This is a genomic window from Achromobacter sp. JUb104, assembly GCF_024806975.1.
GTDB classification, from domain to species: Bacteria; Pseudomonadota; Gammaproteobacteria; order Burkholderiales; family Burkholderiaceae_B; genus Achromobacter; species Achromobacter spanius.
In genome coordinates, this window is the sequence record NZ_JANUEY010000003.1 from 909349 (window position 1) to 925290 (window position 15942).

The 15942-nt window shown below is 63.3% G+C and carries 11 protein-coding genes; 5 read left to right on the forward strand and 6 right to left on the reverse strand.

Annotation, left to right across the window (positions count from 1 at the left end; translation table 11 throughout):
• Positions 1-16: 16 nt before the first annotated feature.
• Both M2361_RS24635 and M2361_RS24640 read left to right on the forward strand, forming a co-directional pair.
• Positions 17-991, forward strand: a complete 975-nt coding sequence (locus M2361_RS24635; protein WP_259252426.1) for a tripartite tricarboxylate transporter substrate binding protein — start codon at positions 17-19, stop codon at positions 989-991.
• A 19-nt stretch (positions 992-1010) separates the two neighbouring features.
• Positions 1011-1979, forward strand: coding sequence for a nitronate monooxygenase family protein (locus M2361_RS24640; protein ID WP_259252427.1), 969 nt, complete (start codon positions 1011-1013; stop codon positions 1977-1979).
• Between the two features lie 15 nt (positions 1980-1994).
• On the opposite strand, the gene M2361_RS24645 is transcribed toward M2361_RS24640, so the two are convergent.
• The 5 genes from M2361_RS24645 to M2361_RS24665 all read right to left on the reverse strand — a co-directional run bounded on the left by M2361_RS24645 (position 1995) and on the right by M2361_RS24665 (position 10902).
• The gene (locus M2361_RS24645) at positions 1995-3461 is read right to left on the reverse strand and encodes a DUF2875 family protein (protein WP_259252428.1); all 1467 of its coding nucleotides are present in this window, start codon (positions 3459-3461) and stop codon (positions 1995-1997) included.
• A gap of 176 nt (positions 3462-3637) precedes the next feature.
• Positions 3638-5989, reverse strand: a complete 2352-nt coding sequence (locus M2361_RS24650) for a DUF3274 domain-containing protein (RefSeq protein WP_259252429.1) — start codon at positions 5987-5989, stop codon at positions 3638-3640.
• A gap of 73 nt (positions 5990-6062) precedes the next feature.
• Complete coding sequence (locus tag M2361_RS24655; protein ID WP_259252430.1) at positions 6063-8573, reverse strand: type VI secretion system Vgr family protein; 2511 nt, start codon at positions 8571-8573, stop codon at positions 6063-6065.
• A gap of 177 nt (positions 8574-8750) precedes the next feature.
• Positions 8751-9746: a tripartite tricarboxylate transporter substrate binding protein gene (locus M2361_RS24660; protein WP_259252431.1), complete on the reverse strand. Its 996-nt coding sequence runs from the start codon at positions 9744-9746 to the stop codon at positions 8751-8753.
• A 256-nt stretch (positions 9747-10002) separates the two neighbouring features.
• The gene (locus tag M2361_RS24665) at positions 10003-10902 is read right to left on the reverse strand and encodes a LysR substrate-binding domain-containing protein (protein WP_100853022.1); all 900 of its coding nucleotides are present in this window, start codon (positions 10900-10902) and stop codon (positions 10003-10005) included.
• Positions 10903-11053: 151 nt separating this feature from the next.
• Between M2361_RS24665 and M2361_RS24670 the strand changes: the two genes are divergently transcribed.
• From M2361_RS24670 to M2361_RS24680, 3 genes are read left to right on the forward strand one after another with little or no spacing between them, the layout of a single operon-like run.
• Positions 11054-11968 (forward strand): SDR family NAD(P)-dependent oxidoreductase, encoded by a 915-nt coding sequence (locus tag M2361_RS24670; protein WP_100853023.1) that lies wholly within the window; start codon positions 11054-11056, stop codon positions 11966-11968.
• 7 nt (positions 11969-11975) lie between these two features.
• Positions 11976-12836: a MaoC/PaaZ C-terminal domain-containing protein gene (locus tag M2361_RS24675; RefSeq protein ID WP_259252432.1), complete on the forward strand. Its 861-nt coding sequence runs from the start codon at positions 11976-11978 to the stop codon at positions 12834-12836.
• Positions 12833-14065: a CaiB/BaiF CoA-transferase family protein gene (locus tag M2361_RS24680; RefSeq protein WP_100853025.1), complete on the forward strand. Its 1233-nt coding sequence runs from the start codon at positions 12833-12835 to the stop codon at positions 14063-14065. The genes M2361_RS24675 and M2361_RS24680 overlap by 4 nt, the downstream gene beginning before the upstream one ends.
• Before the next feature lie 242 nt (positions 14066-14307).
• On the opposite strand, the gene M2361_RS24685 is transcribed toward M2361_RS24680, so the two are convergent.
• Positions 14308-15831 carry a fumarate hydratase gene (locus M2361_RS24685; protein WP_050447499.1) on the reverse strand — a complete coding sequence of 508 codons (1524 nt, stop codon included), beginning with the start codon at positions 15829-15831 and terminating at the stop codon, positions 14308-14310.
• Positions 15832-15942: the final 111 nt, after the last annotated feature.

Consider the following 15942-nt stretch of genomic DNA (forward strand, 5'->3'; position numbering starts at 1 on the left):
ACAAGGAGACAACAGCGTGAAACTCAAGACCCTTTTTGCCGTGGCCGCCGCCACGGCAGCCTTCGCCGTGGCGTCCTCGGCCAGCGCCCAGGCGTATCCCGATCGCCCCATCCGCCTGCTGGTGGGCTACGCGCCCGGCGGCCCCGTCGACACCACGGCCCGCGTCTTCGCCAAATACCTGGGCGACAAGCTGGGCCAGACCGTCGTGGTGGAAAACCGCGCGGGCGCCAGCGGCATGATTGCGTCGGACGCCACCGCCAAGGCCACGCCCGACGGCTACCTGCTGGGCTTTGCCGCCAGCCCCACCCTGACCATGTCGCCCTTGGTCCAGCGCAGCAAGCTGTTCGATCCGCGCAGCGACTTCTCGCTGATCGGGCTGGTGGTTGATTACGCCAACGTGCTGCTGATCGGCCCGCAGATTCCCGCCAAGAATGTCGGCGACCTGGTCAACTACGCGCGCTCGCATCCTGATGCGGTGTCGTTTGGGTCAGCCGGCATCGGCGCCTCGAACCACTTGTCGGCCGAGCTCCTGAAAAAGCAGGCGGACGTACCCATGCTGCACGTGCCCTACCGAGGCAACTCGCCCGCCATGATGGACGTGGTCAGCGGCAAGGTGACGTTCATGTTCGACATCACCAGCACCGCCATTCCCTTCATCAAGAGCGGCAAGGCGCGCGCGCTGGCCGTCACGTCCAAGACCCGCAATCCGGAATTGCCGGACGTGCCCACCATGATCGAAGCCGGCATGAAGGACTACGAAGTCGTGGGCTGGTACGCGCTGGTCGGCCCGAAGAAATTGCCTGACGCGGTCTCGGCCCGCCTGACCCGCGCGCTGCAAGACGTGTCGAAAGATCCCGCGTTCCGCAAAGCCATGACCGAAGGCGGCTACGCCATCAACACGGGTGATTCCAAAGCCCTGCAAGCCCGTATCGACCGCGAGTACGCCTTGTGGTCGGACGTCATCCAAAGCGCCAACATCCAGGCCAACTGACCTCTACCGGAGCCCACTGATGCATCCTCCGCTTGCGCTACGCGCCCAGACCCGCCTGCCGATCATCGGCGCCCCCATGTTTCTGGTCTCTGGGCCCGAGCTGGTCGTGGCGCAATGCGCGGTGGGGATCATCGGCACCTTTCCATCCCTGAACGCCCGTCCGCAGGAACAGTTGCAAGACTGGCTCACCCGCATCGAAGACGGCCTGGCCGCCCGCCGACGCGCCCACCCCACGGCCAAGGTGGCGCCCTACGGCGTGAACCTGATCATCCACCCCAGCAACCCGCGCTGGCAGGGCGACCTGGCCATCTGCGCCGAACGGCGCGTGCCGCTCATCATCACGTCACTGCATGCCCCCGAAGCCGTGGTGCAAGCCGTGCATCCCTACGGCGGGCTGGTCTATCACGACGTCACCAACGTACGGCACGCCAAGCGCGCACTGGAGGCGGGGGTCGACGGCCTGATCCTCGTAGCGGCGGGCGCGGGCGGCCACGCGGGCCAGATCAACCCCATTGCGCTCATCAACGAAATCCGCGCTTTCTACGATGGCCCCTTGGCGCTATCGGGCTGCATCAGCCATGGCAAGGATGTGCTTGCCGCCGAAGTCCTGGGCTGCGACTTTGCCTACATGGGCACGCGCTTCATCGCCACGCAGGAATCCCTGGCGGGCGACGCGTACCGCGAGATGGTGCTGCAAGCGCAAGCGGCTGACGTGACCTACACCCCGTACTTTTCGGGCGTACCCGCGAACTACTTGTCGGCCAGCATTCTGGCGGCGGGACTGGACCCCGTGGTCTTGTCCCGCAATGGCGAAGCGCCCCCCGCGAACATGGACAAGAACTCACGGCCCAAGGCGTGGAAAGATGTCTGGAGCGCCGGGCAAGGCGTGGGCGCGGCGCAGGAGATCCTGTCGATAGCGACGCTGGTAGATCAGTTGGAAGCGGAATATCGCAGTGCACGGGCGGCGCTGGTGGTGGCAGCGGGCTAGCTTGTACCGGCGCCATCAATTTTCCGTATTCCCCAACAAATCCATACTCGGCCCGCCAGCGATGAACTGATCCAGCAAGCGCTGCTCGGCCGCGATTTTCTCCGGGTCCACATACCGAGCAGGTGGCGGGGCATTGCGCCGGCTTTCTTGCGTCAGGTCCGCAAACCGCTGCAGAAACTCTGGTGACAGCGCTTCACTCAAGGTGCGGGTTTGCGGGCGCAGCTTCACGCCGAAGGGATCGTCCGCCGGCTTCTGGCCCGGCGTGGGCGAACTGATGGTGATCACCGTGACCCGGTCGTCACGGCGCAGCGGGACGATGGCGCTGGTGTCGGCGTTCAGATAGCTGGCCATGGTGGCTAGCGCAATTCCCACGAAGGGAGACGCCGCGCCCGTGTCGCCCAGGCGCTGAGTCAGGTCATAGCTTTGGTCAGAAGCCAGCAGGTCCAGCGGGCTGTCGGCTAGTTGCAAAGCGGGGAGCAGATCTGCCAAGGCAGAGCGGTTCAAGCCTGCGTCGTAGAAGACTCGTGTAGGCGCGTGGGACAAAGGCGTCACGGCCTGTGTCCAGGCGTTTGCGATTGCCGCATGGCGAACCTCGCCTTTCAGGGGAATGCCGTCGGATTGCAGCGAGACTTCGACCGGGCGGTGCAACCGGGCCAACGGTGTCAGGCGGTCCCATTGCTGGAAGCCGCGTTCGGTGATGGGTTGAGGGAACCAGGGGCTGGGTTGGAAGGAGTATGGCGGGTTGCGGCGCCAACCGGTGAAGGCGGGGTCGATGTCGTTCTTGTGCGGTTTGGTGTATTTGGCGAAGCCACGCAGCCAGTCCAGACGCTCGGGGCGAGCGAAGACGATGGCGGTGACGGCGTCTGTGAGTTCGCCGGGTTGGCGAGGGCCGGAAGCCAGGCCGATGGGCTTGTCGTCTCGAGTGCCCAGGGCGGAGTGCATTGCATAGGAGTCCAACGCGTAGACAAGAAGCGCCGGCATATCGAGATTCTGTTCAAAGACTCTGAACAAATAGCCCACAAATTCCTCGGGCGTGTTATTGCAGATCACGCCCGGTCTGAGCGGCTTACTGCGGTGCCAATGTAAGCCCGCAGGCCCCATCGCTCGATCGGCCATCCCGTTCAGGAAAATTGACACCCTTTCCGGAGAATGGCGCAGTTGATCCTGCTTCGAATCGTAATCGCGCACGACCGTTAACGAGGGGATCATCCAGCGCTCAGGAAAGCCGCGCAGCGCCAACTCCAACGCGTTGGCTTTACGCTGCACCCAGGCAGTCGTCTTGTCTTCCGCGATGGTTGGATAGAATGCAGGGTCCACCTGCAACGCCGTTCCAACATGCAAAACCTCGGCTTGCGCGGAATTCTGCTGTAGCAGTTGCGCCCACACCTGGCCTTGACGATAGACGTCCAGGCTTAATCCAACGCGGACGATATCCAGAGTTTCCAGGCGAGGGGATGAGGAGGGAGCAGAGGAAGTAGACATCGCGACTCCTGGGGTTTGCGGAATGGAGACAACGGGAATCCACGCGTCAGGCGCTGGCGGTAATTCGCAAGCCACTTCCTTCCGCTCGGAAGACTTCTTCAAGCTTCCAGCCTCGGCGAACACCTCCTGCTGGAGCGTAGCGGCCAACATAAGAGCCATAGTGCAAGATATGAACTTCATTCCGCCCCCCCGTCCCCAGCCGTGAGACGGCGGCCGGCATCTCTGCCCTTTCGGGTCTGCGTAGACACCAAGGTGGGTAACTTCATTTGATGGATCGAGGCAGGCAAGCTGCCGCCTCCCCTACTCGACAACGTCCCATCTTCGCCATAGAGCGCAATCTTCCTACTTCGATAGAGATCGGTAGCATTGATGAGTTCGAGGTTGTCGGAGCTTTCATTTTTGTAGTACTCCTGGATCGCTTCGTCGGGCAGTTTTTCGGTGTCGGCTTCTTCATCCAACTCCACCCAAGCCATCCTCCAATCCGCCACCCTGCACAGATACGCATAGAACGGCTCATCATCAATACTGCGTGCCTGCCCTATCGCCAAGTCATACGCCATCGCCCGCTGGCTATGCATGGCATTCGCGGGGATGGAGGAATGAAAGGAAATCGGGCTCTGCTCGTCCACCCCCGCGTCCATTCTTCGGCGGCGCGCTTCGTTCGGGCTTTCCTGATATGTCACGTTAAAGCGACGTCCGCCCACGTGGTCGACCTGGGTGATCCGGTGCCAGTCCGCCGCCCATTCGTTGTTCTCCGGCGCGCTGTATGGGTTACGCAACGGGTCGTTCAAACCCGTGAGTTCAGCTTCAAGCAATGGCGCATACGCCATGCCCCCACTGCGGGAGCTATAGGTTTGCGGGACAGGCCCGGCGCTTTGCGGCAAGGTCACCACGCGGGTACCCGCCACACGTATTCCCTTGTTCGTAATGGCAATCGATGCATCAATCGGATCATCCGGCGCGTGTACCGGTGCAATACCCGCCGATGCCTGCTCGGCCATCACCACGCCGCCCGACCTGAAGTCGGCCAGGAATGGCAGCGGCAGGGCTGGCGCGTTGATGGGCACCGACTGGCCGGGCGCGAAGTCAGCGCTGGCCGCCCATCGCTGCGGCAAGCCCATGCCCGAACCCTCCCATGTGCTTTCATGTTGATGGCGCAAGACGTAGTCCTGAGTGGGTGGCAGACCAATGGCTTGGCCCTCGCCATCGCGCGTTCGCATCGTGAATACGCGTTGATGAAAATGGCTTCCCAGCGCGGACAATCCGGGGCCGTAAATATCGCCTGCCCACTGCTTCGCCATGTTGCCCACCATCGTGGGCACAAAATCCACCGTCGTCCGAGGCCTGCGCGCAGGGATGGCTTGGTAAGTCAAGGTGTCGGCAACGCCTTGCCAGCCGATACCCTGCACGTTGCGCATGCCGACGGTTTTATCCTCGGGCGTGAAGTAGAGGAACACGCGGCCGCGATTGTCACGTTCGGGAAAGGCAACGTCTTTGCCCTCCAGCGTGGTCTGGCATTGCTGTCCATTCCAACGCAACCCACCGATGCAGGCAGGGCTTGATGGGTCGGCCATCTGGACAAAGGTGGGCACCGGGTTAGGATTGGCGCCGATGAAACCGACGATGTTCGCAAGCGTTGTCACGCGCGCCTCGGTGGTCTGCTGCGCCTCGGACATCTCCATGCGTTCGAAGCGGGATTCCAGCAGGCTGTATGGCGGGTTCATCATGATGACCGCGTCCACGGGCCGCTTGCCTTCGTCCTTGAGCAAGGCGTTGGCCAACAGGGTGATCAGCGTGCCCTGGCTATGGCCGACCACATTGATCGTGTCGTTCTCGCCGGTGGTCTTGCCGTCAGGATGGCGATAGGCGCGAATCATATTCACCAGCATGGCCAGGCGCTTGGCCGCCAGCAGCATGTACTTGCGGCTGGGCGCCATAACCAGAGGATGATCAGGCGAACCAAATAAGGGGTTGATCGGCAGCAGGCCCATCAGCTTGCCGGAGAAGCCCTCACCCCACATATCCGGTATGGAAGTCGTGGCGTTCGCGAACATCCCACCCTGCTTGATGCCGTCTTTGTCGAGCCTGTTGTGGTAGCGGTCCAGCCACTCGCCGTGTTCGGTCTTCTTGTCGATGTATTGTTCTTCCTCGCGAAAGCCCCAATAGAACGGTATGACGACACTGCGCGACGCGCCGCCGAACTTGCCAACCGACGCTCGGCGGCGATAGTAGACGGCGTCGGGGTTAGGCGCCGCGCCCTGATCCTCGGCGGGCAATCGGTATCTGGCGGGATTCAGCGCGGCGCAGCTTCTACTGCCGTCTGCGGCCTTCAAGTGATCCAGCCGCTCATTCAAGCCCATGCAAATGCCGGTTTCCAGGTCGTCATACACGCCTGCCAGATCATTCACGCCGTGAATCAGAATCACCACGCAGGGCTTTGCCTGTTGCACCCGCACGACCGCAGGACGCGCGCCGGGCAACAGCAGCGCCTCGGGCTGGCCCGTCAATGGGACGGAACTTGTTGCCATGGAACCTCCTTGGTCGAAGTGAATTGGCCCGCAGGCAGCCACGCCGATCGCATCACGGCCCGACATGGCCGCGTCAATCGGCGTCGTGCACAGCCAGCTTTGCGATGTGCATCGCATCGCTTTCCATCAACTGCGTCGCGCCTTCCGCATCGGTAACGCCGTGGACGGTTTCGCCATTGTTCAATGTGATCGTGTAGCGGCGGTGGGCCACCGGGCGCACGCCGTCCGGCAGGGTCACGATGAATTTTCGTTGGGTCTGGCCAAGGTCGAATTTAGGGAGCTCCGCCGCCAAGCTGGCCGCCCCAAGCATCTGATGGCTGGCCGCCTTGACTGTGAACGCGCCGGGGCAGCCGAACTCAATCTGGCCATCCTGCATCTTGATGTAGGCCCCGCCGCACAACAGCGTGATGTGCTTGTCGGCAACCGCCAGGACATGCGCGTCGGCCGATGAAATTTCAACGCTTTTATCGGCTTGCACGCGTACGCTGCCATGCTGCGCCTGCCACAGCATCTGGCCTTGATGGGCGATGTGCCGCATATCCCCGCCTTGCGTGAATAGACTGATTCCCTGCCCCGCATTCATGACGACGGATTGCCCCGCCGTCAGGTGCTGGTTCTTCTGCGCAACGGTGTCGACGTTGCCGCCTGCGGCCAGGGTGACCGACGCCGCTGCCCCCATGGCAATGCCCGCCGGGCTGCTCAACGCAATAACGGGTTGACCTCCGTTGCTGCCCTGTGCTTCGTCGTTGGCGCCGTGCCCAAGATGCCGCACATCGTCAGTCAGCCGCTGCTGGCGTGTTGGATCATGCGTCAGCCCCTCATGGCCCGCCGCGTATTCGCCCAGGTTGCGGGCCAGTTCCAGAGCGCTTTCCAGGCCCTGCACCAATTCGTTGCGGGATAGCTGCCCGCCCTTGGCGTGGGCTTGTTCGTCCGTGGTCAACAATAGTCCCTTTGCCGCCCGCACCGCGCCCTGTCCGTCCGTGCGCAGCTCAAACCCTTCACCACGGGGCGCGCCGCCTTCGGGTCTGGGCTGCGTCAGATAACCCAGATGCAGCTGGGATGCGGCATGGTCGCTCATCAGCGCCGCGCTGATCTGTGCCGAGGTATCGTCCAGCCGCAGTTCGTTCGCCCGGTGCCCCTTGTGCTCTTTCGATTTGACGGTATTGAGCGTGTTGTGGCGAGGCAGCGCGTAAGGAGGCAGGTTGGTTTCGCGGAATAGCCGCCCCATGGCAATTGGCTGGTCGCAATCACCGTTCAAAAAATTCACGATGACCTCTTGACCGATACGCGGGACCGCCATATGCCCCCACTGCGCGCCCGCCCAGTCCTGGGACACGCGGATCCAGCAAGAGCTGTGTTCGTTGTTGCGGCCCAGGCGGTCCCACGGAAATTGCACTTTGATCCTGCCATGGGCGTCGCAGAATATTTCTTCGTTGGGCGGACCGACAACGGTGGCCGTTTGTGGGCCATCGATGCACGGCTTGCCGCGCGGCGCCGGCTTCCAGTCGGTTTTATCAGGCACGAGTTCAGCCGTGTAGCCGTAGTGCGTGCCTAGATTGGCGTCCGCGCCGTCCTGCTCCTGGCTGACATACTGAACGCCGTGGTGACGCATACGTACCGGGCGCCACTTGCGGTTCCACTCGGTGCGCGCGTGGCCCTGCAACAGAAAGGCCAGGCCGGGAACAAGGCGCGGGTCGTCACCTTCGACGGACGCGGTGCAAGTGTCGTTACGCCGTCCAAGCAGGCGGGTTCGGGTGTAGGGATTACCGGCCTCGTCGCGCTTGTAGCGGCCGGGATAGTCATAACGCTCGTAACGGGTGTCTTGATGGGGCTGAGCCGCGGCGGCGGCGCTGTGTTCCTGCTGGTACCGGGGGTTCGTATAGGTGTAGTCGCGTTGCGTCTGGATGGCGGTGCGCACGCGCTCGGCATAGCTGAAACGCCGCAAGCCGGGCGCGGGCGGGTCGCCGCCGGAAGTGGGGTGGTAGATGACCGGACCACCCGGGATGTCGTCGTTGAGGGTGATGCGGTCGCCGTGTATCAGACGATGTCCCGCGTCGGAATGCGCGTAGTAATAGAAATAGCCTTCCTCGGCGGCAAGCCTGTCCAGGAACGCCAAGTCTGTATCGCCTGCCTGCACGCAATATTCGCGAGGCAGGTGTTCGCAGGTGCTGATCTGTTCGTAGTCGGTGATGCCCTGGCGCTTGATCACGTCGGCCATGATCTCGGGCGCGGACAGGTGCTGATAGATGCGCCAATCGGAACATAGCGCGGCGCGCGCCAAAGACGGTTCAACCACGACCCGATAGCGGGTGCGGCGAAAGCCGGTGCCGGCTTGTTCAAATTCAGTGACAATGCCGTGTACGTAGCGCGCTGCTTGCGCCCCATGCCAGATCGTGAACAAGGCCGCTCCGTCCAGCATGGCGCCGAAATCCATGTCGGATTCCGTGCTGGATAGCCACAACGTCAAGCGATACGTTTCCGACAGCGCTTCGTCCAGCGTGAACTCGATGACGTCGAAGGCAACGCCGATCGCACTTGCCTTCGCAGGCTGAAAGGTGAAACGGAAAGTCGACTGGCTGGGCATGGCAGAGTCCGTATGGATTTCCTGCCAGGAGCCTAGCCGACCCCACGCCAAACAGATATAGAACAATTCTGAAATGCGGGACCACAATCCGAAGCCCGTATCCGGCGTTCATCAATCTGCCCGATGCGGTCTGCCCGATGCGGTCTGCGCTATTTCATCTGCGCTATCTCATCTGCCCTATTCCAGCTTGATATCCGCCGTCTTGATCAAGTCGCGCCATTTCACAATCTCGTTGCGCACGAATTCGCCAAACTGCTCGGGCGTGCCGGGCTTGGGTTCGGCGCCTGCCGCGATCATGCCCTTGGCCGTGGCCGGGTCCCACAGCACCTTCACCATGTCGGCGTTCATGCGCTTGACGATGTCGGGCGGCGTGCCCTTGGGCGCCATCACGCCGCTCCACGAATAGGCCTCATAGCCGGGCAGGCCCGACTCGGCGATGGTGGGCACGTTGGGCAGCATGCTGGACCGCGTGGGGTTGCCCACGCCCAGCGCGCGCACCTTGCCGCCGCTTAAGTGCGGCACTGCGGACGGGCCATCCGCGAACATCACCTGCACCTGTCCACCCAGCAAGTCCTGCATGGCGGGCGCGCTGCCGCGATAGGGCACGTGCTGGATGCGCGTGCCGGCCATGGCGTTGAACAGCTCTCCGGCCAGATGCGTGCCGCCGCCCGTGCCCGATGAGCCGAACGACAGCTTGCCGGGATTTTTTTTGGCATAGGCGATCAGTTCGCTCACCGTGTTCACCGGCACCGACGCATTCACCACCAGCACGATGGGAAACACCGCCGCCATGCCCACCGGCACAAAGTCGGTGGTGATGTCGTAAGTGAGGTTGTTGCGCAGGCTGGGCAACACCGCGTGGTGGATCGAGGCGAAGAAGAAGTTGTAGCCGTCCGGCGCCGCCTTGGCCGCGAACTGCGCGCCGACGATGCCACCCGCGCCCGACTTGTTGTCCACCACGGTGGGCACGGACCACATCTGGCCCAAGGGCTGCGTGGTGAAGCGGGCGGTCGTGTCCACCGGCCCACCCGCCGGAAACGGCACGATGAACGTCACGGCATGGCCGGGCCAGGTGGCGGCGCGGGCAACGGAAGGGAACAAGGTGGGCAGTACGGCCGAGGCGCACGTGGCGCCCAGCCCCGCGAGCACGCGGCGGCGTTGAGGATCAATCACTGCAGTCTCCAGGTCTTGGTGTTATGCACGGTCAAGCTTGGTACTGCCGCCCGCCGTTTTTATGCGCGCTTGCTGATTGCGCTTTTTTTATTATTTGCCGAGCGCCCGGATTCGCCGCTACACATTTTCAAAAGCCCCTCTTTCGCACGAATTGAATGTTCGGTGAGCGGACAGGATTTTCCCTAGGGCCTGGCGCGGATACGACATCCGGCGCAGGCCAAAGGGACGACAGGCAACGCGTACTGAACCCGTGCGCCTACTGTCCGCGCGCGGCGCGTTGCACGTGTTCGATGAAGCATTCGGCAAAGCTGGGCAGGTCTCGGCCGCGCTGTCGGCACAGCAAGCGGTCGCGCAGCGCCCAGGGGTCTTCGAGCTTCAATACGTGCAGCGCATCGGGCCGGCTGTAACGCGCGGCGCAGGCGCGTGGCACCACGGCAATGCCGGCGCCTGCTTCCACCATGCGGCACACCGCTTCAAAGCTGCCGACATGCACGCGCTGGCAGATGCGCTTGCCCAGGCCGCTGGCGATGTCCTCCAGAAAGGTCTGGATGGCGCTGTCCGGGTGGATGCCCACGAATTGATAGGCGTCGACCAGGTCCACAAAGTGCGCGGACTTGGACGCGGCCAGCGGGTGGTCCAGCGACGTCACCACGGTGAGCTCGTCGCGAAACAGCGGCGTGACGTCCAGCCCTTCCACGTCGATATTGCCGGCCACCAGCCCCAGGTCGCCCGCGCCCGCGCGGATGGCGATGACGATGTCGCCAGAAATTTTTTCTTCCAGCTCGACATCCACGTCAGGGTTTTCCGCCAGGAAGGTGGACAAGGCGTCGGCCAGGAAGGAATTGGTGGCCGTGGTGTTGGCCAGCAGCCGCAAGCGCCCTTTCAGGCCGCTGGCATAGGGCTGAAGATCAGCGTTCAGGCATTCCAGTTGGCGGAAGACGGCGTTGGCGTGCTTCAGCAGCACTTCGCCCGCCGGCGTCAGCGCCACGCCCGTGGCCAGCCGCACCAACAGGCGCGCCTTGAAGGCTTCTTCCATGTGCTTGACCCGGGCGCTTGCCGCCGGCAAGGACAGGAACGTGCGCTCCGCCGCCCGGGTCAGGTTAAGGGTTTCGCCCACGTTCAAAAACAAACGCAGGTCGGTCAAATCATGTCTCATGTTCCACCACGCAGAAGGGGGGCATTTCTAATTTTGAATTCTTCGAATGCCGTCACGAATCTACCATGGGGCATTCCCATGAACCAGACCGGTTGATGCGGAACTGTTTTCCAACGACGGCGCGTGCGCCGCAGCAAAGGAGTCAGAGTCAATGAGCGGCATCGTTTCCGGAAAGGTAGTGGTCGTCACCGGCGCGGGCGGCGGCATCGGGCGCAGCATTGCGCTGGCGATGGCCGAAGCGGGCGCCAAGGTGGTGGTGAACGACATCGGCGTGTCGCTGACGGGTGAAGGCGGCGCGGAAGGGCCGGCGCAGGAAGTCGTGCGCGAAATCGTGGCGGCCGGCGGACAGGCCGTTGCCAACACCGACAGCGTGGCGGCCTACGACAGCGCCAGCCGCGTCGTGCAGACGGCGATCGACGCCTTCGGACGCATCGACGCCGTCATCAACAACGCGGGCAATCTGCGCGACCGCGTTTTCCACAAGATGAGCGAAGAGGAATGGCGCCAGGTGATCGACGTGCACCTGAACGGTTCGTTCTTCATGAGCCGCGCGGCGGCGCCGTACTTCCGCGAGCAGGAATCGGGCGCGTTCGTGCACATGACGTCCACCTCGGGTCTGATCGGCAACTTCGGCCAGGCCAACTACGCCGCCGCGAAGCTGGGCATCGTGGCGCTGTCCAAATCCATCGCGCTGGACATGGCGCGCTACAACGTGCGTTCGAACTGCATTGCGCCCTTCGCCTGGAGCCGCATGACGAGTTCCATCCCGGCGGAAACCGACGAAGAAAAAGCGCGCGTCGAGAAGTTGAAGAAGATGGAAGCGGGCAAGGTGGCGCCAATGGCCGTGTTCCTGGCCAGCGACGCGGCCAGCGAAGTCACCGCGCAGATCTTCGCGGTGCGCGCCAACGAAATCATGCTGATCAGCCAGCCGCGTCCGCTGCGCACGGTGCATCACAGCGAAGGCTGGACACCCGAACGCATTGCCGACATTGCCGTGCCGGCGATGCGCAAGCACTTCTACGCGTTGGAGCGTTCGCCCGACGTGATCGACTGGGACCCTATCTGAGACCGCCATGCCGCTGGATTACGCCACCGTGAAAGACTGGCGCTTTGACGAGGTCCGTCAGCGCTACGACCAGAAAGACACCATGCTGTACGCGCTGGGCATCGGGCTGGGCCAAGACCCCGAGGACACCCGCCAGTTGCGCTACGTGTACGAAGAGGGCTTGCAGGCGTTTCCCACGATGGGCGTGGTGCTGGCCTACCCCGGCTTCTGGGTGCGCGACCCGCGCACCGGCATCGACTGGGTGAAGGTGGTGCATGGCGAGCAGCGGCTCACCGTGCACGCGCCCTTGCCGGCGTCGGGCATGGTCGTCAGCCGCACCCGCAACACGCATGTGATCGACAAGGGCGCGGACAAGGGCGCCATCGTCATCAACGAGCGCACGCTGCATGGCGAAGACGGCGCCTGCCTGGCCACCTTGCGGCAAAGTACGTTCTGCCGGGGCGACGGCGGCTTCGGCCAGGGCGATGCCAGCCCCGAGCCCCTGCCCGCCACGCCCGATGGTGAGCCGGACCTGCGCTGCGAACTGCGCATCGCGCCCAATGCCGCGCTGTTGTATCGGCTGAACGCCGATCCCAATCCGTTGCATGTGGACCCCGAGGTAGCGCGCCAGGCGGGGTATCCGCGGCCCATTCTGCACGGGCTGTGCTCGTACGGCGTGGCCGCGCACGCCATCGTGAAAAGCTGCTGCGACTACGACGCCTCGCGGCTGACCAGCTTGAACACGCGCTTTTCGGCGCCGGTGTATCCCGGCGAAACGCTGCAATGCGATATCTGGCGACAGCCGGACGGGCAGATCCAGTTCCTGGCGCGCTCGCGTGAACGCAACGTGGTGGTGATGAGCCACGGTACCGCGACGGTGCAAGCATGACGCGGCCGCCCGCGCTGGACGGCATCCGAGTATTGGACTTGTCGCGCATACTGGCCGGCCCCTGGTGCACGCAGAACCTGGCTGATTTGGGTGCCGACGTCATCAAGATCGAACGCCCGGGCGTGGGCGACGACACGCGCGCCTGGGGGCCGCCGTACCTGAAGGATGCGAACGGCCAGGACACGAGTGAATCCGCCTACTACCTGAGCACGAATCGCAACAAGCGTTCGGTGGAAGCCGACATGGCCACGCCCGCGGGCGCGGCGCTGATCCGCGAGTTGGCGGCTGTCAGCGACATCCTGGTCGAGAACTTCAAGGTGGGCGGGCTGAAGAAATACGGGCTGGACTACGACAGCCTGAAGGCCATCAACCCACGCCTGATCTATTGCTCGGTGACGGGCTTTGGGCAGGACGGACCCTTTGCGCAGCGCCCTGGGTATGACTTCATGATCCAGGGCATGGGCGGGCTGATGAGCATCACCGGTGAACGTGATGACCTGCCCGGCGGCGGCCCGCAGAAGGCGGGCGTGGCGGTGACGGATATCGTCACGGGCATGTACGCTACGGTCGCGATTCTGGCGGCGTTGCAGGAACGGCATCGTAGCGGCTTGGGGCAGCATCTGGACATCGCCCTGCTGGATAGCCATGTGGCGTTGCTGGCGAACCAGAATTCCAACTACTTCAATTCCGGCGTGGCGCCCACGCGCGCGGGTAACGCGCATCAGAACGTGGTGCCTTATCAGGTGTTCGCGGCCAGCGACGGCCATCTGATCGTGGCCACGGGCAATGAATCGCAATATCGGGCGTATTGCCGCGCCATCGGCGTGCCGGAGCTGGGCGACGACCCGCGCTTTGCCACCAACCGCTTGCGCGTCACGAACCGCGAGGAATTGATCGGAATCCTGACGGCGATCATGCAGGAAGGCCGCCGCGACGATTGGATTGCGAAGCTGGAAGCGGTGGGGGTACCGTGCGGCCCGATCAACAACATCGCACAGGCCTTCGCGCATCCACAAGCCGAAGCCAGACAGTTGCGCCGCGATTTGCCGCATCCCTTGGGTGGCACGGCACCCGTCACGGCGAGTCCGTTAAGATTTTCGGATTCGCCAGTGGTCTACCGCCGCGCCCCGCCGCTATTGGGCGAGCACACGGAAGAAGTGCTGCGCGAGGTATTGAACAAATCCCCCGCCGCCATCGCCGAATTAAAAAAATCGGCAGATGGAAGGTAGGATGGGTGAAGCGCGACAGGCCCAGGGCAAGAACCCCAAAGCCGATCGCGCGAAACCCATCAAGCAGCGCCGGGTCCTTAACCAAATCAGCCACAGCACCGCCGTTGCATGATGGGTTCCGCGCGTTAAACATCAGCGTTCTTTTCCGCGTCCGTGCGCGCTTCACCCATCCTACGATGGGCGTGCGCGTCCGTCGCCGAATTAAAAATGGGTGGGTCATACCCACCCACCAAAACCACCGTTTACGCAACCGCGACCGGAATCTTCCCGATCTTGGCTTGCCATTCCTTCGGACCCGTCGTGTGGACCGAGGTGCCCTTGGCGTCTACCGCCACGGTTACCGGCATGTCCTTCACGTCGAATTCGTAGATGGCTTCCATGCCCAGGTCGGCAAAGCCCAGCACCTTGGCGCCACGAATGGCCTTGGACACCAGGTACGCCGCGCCGCCCACCGCCATCAGATACGCCGAGCCGTGCTTCTTGATGGCTTCAATCGCGACCGGGCCGCGTTCGGACTTGCCGATCATCGAGATCAGGCCCGTCTTCTCCAGCATCATGTCGGTGAACTTGTCCATGCGGGTGGCGGTGGTGGGGCCGGCGGGGCCGACCACTTCGTCGCCCACCGGATCCACCGGGCCCACGTAATAGATCACGCGGTTGGTGAAGTCCACGGGCAGCGGCTCGCCCTTGGCCAGCATGTCCTGGATGCGCTTGTGCGCGGCGTCGCGGCCGGTCAGCATCTTGCCCGACAGCAGCAGCGTCTGGCCCGGCTTCCAGCTGGCCACTTCTTCCTTGGTCAGCGTGTTCAGGTCCACCTGCTTGGACTTGTTGTAGTCCGGCGCCCAGTGCACTTCCGGCCATTCCGACAGCGACGGCGGATCCAGGCGCGCGGGGCCCGAGCCGTCCAGTTCAAAGTGCGCGTGGCGCGTGGCGGCGCAGTTCGGGATCATCGCAACCGGCTTGGAAGCCGCGTGCGTCGGGAAGGTGCTGATCTTGACGTCCAGCACGGTCGTCAGGCCGCCCAGGCCCTGCGCGCCGATACCCAGCGCGTTGACCTTTTCGTACAGCTCGATACGCAGCTCTTCCAGCTTGTTCTGCGGGCCACGGGCCAGCAGCTCGTACATGTCGATGTCTTCCATCAACGACTGCTTGGCCATCAGCATGGCTTTTTCAGCGGTGCCGCCGACGCCGATGCCGAGCATGCCCGGCGGGCACCAGCCGGCGCCCATCGTCGGGACGGTTTTCAGCACCCAGTCCACCAGCGAATCGCTGGGGTTCAGCATGGCGAACTTGGATTTGTTTTCCGAACCGCCGCCCTTGGAAGCGATTTGCACGTCGACCTTGTCACCCTGGACAAGCTCGACGTGCAGGATACAGGGCGTGTTGTCGCGCGTGTTCTTGCGCGCGAACAGCGGGTCGTCCAGCACGGAAGCGCGCAGCGGATTGTCCGGGTTCAGGTAGCCACGGCGCACGCCTTCGTCACACAGTTCCTGCAAGGTGCGCTTGGTATCAAAGCGCACGCTCATGCCGATCTTCAGGAAGACGTTGACGATGCCGGTGTCCTGGCACAGCGGACGCTTGCCTTCGGCGCACATGCGGGAATTGGTCAGGATCTGCGCCATCGCGTCACGCGCGGCGGGGCTTTCCTCGCGCTCATAGGCGCGCGCCAGATGGCGGATGTAGTCGACGGGGTGGTAGTAGCTGATGAACTGGATGCCATCGGCTATCGACTGGATGAAGTCTTCTTCTTTAATGATGACGGACATGGCGATTTGCGGGTCTAGATGAAAACTGGATATTGAAAACGTGGTTGGCGGGTGAAGCCAACCACAAGTGAGCACAGATCGTTATTGCTGCCCGGCCGCCTTGGGCAGCGG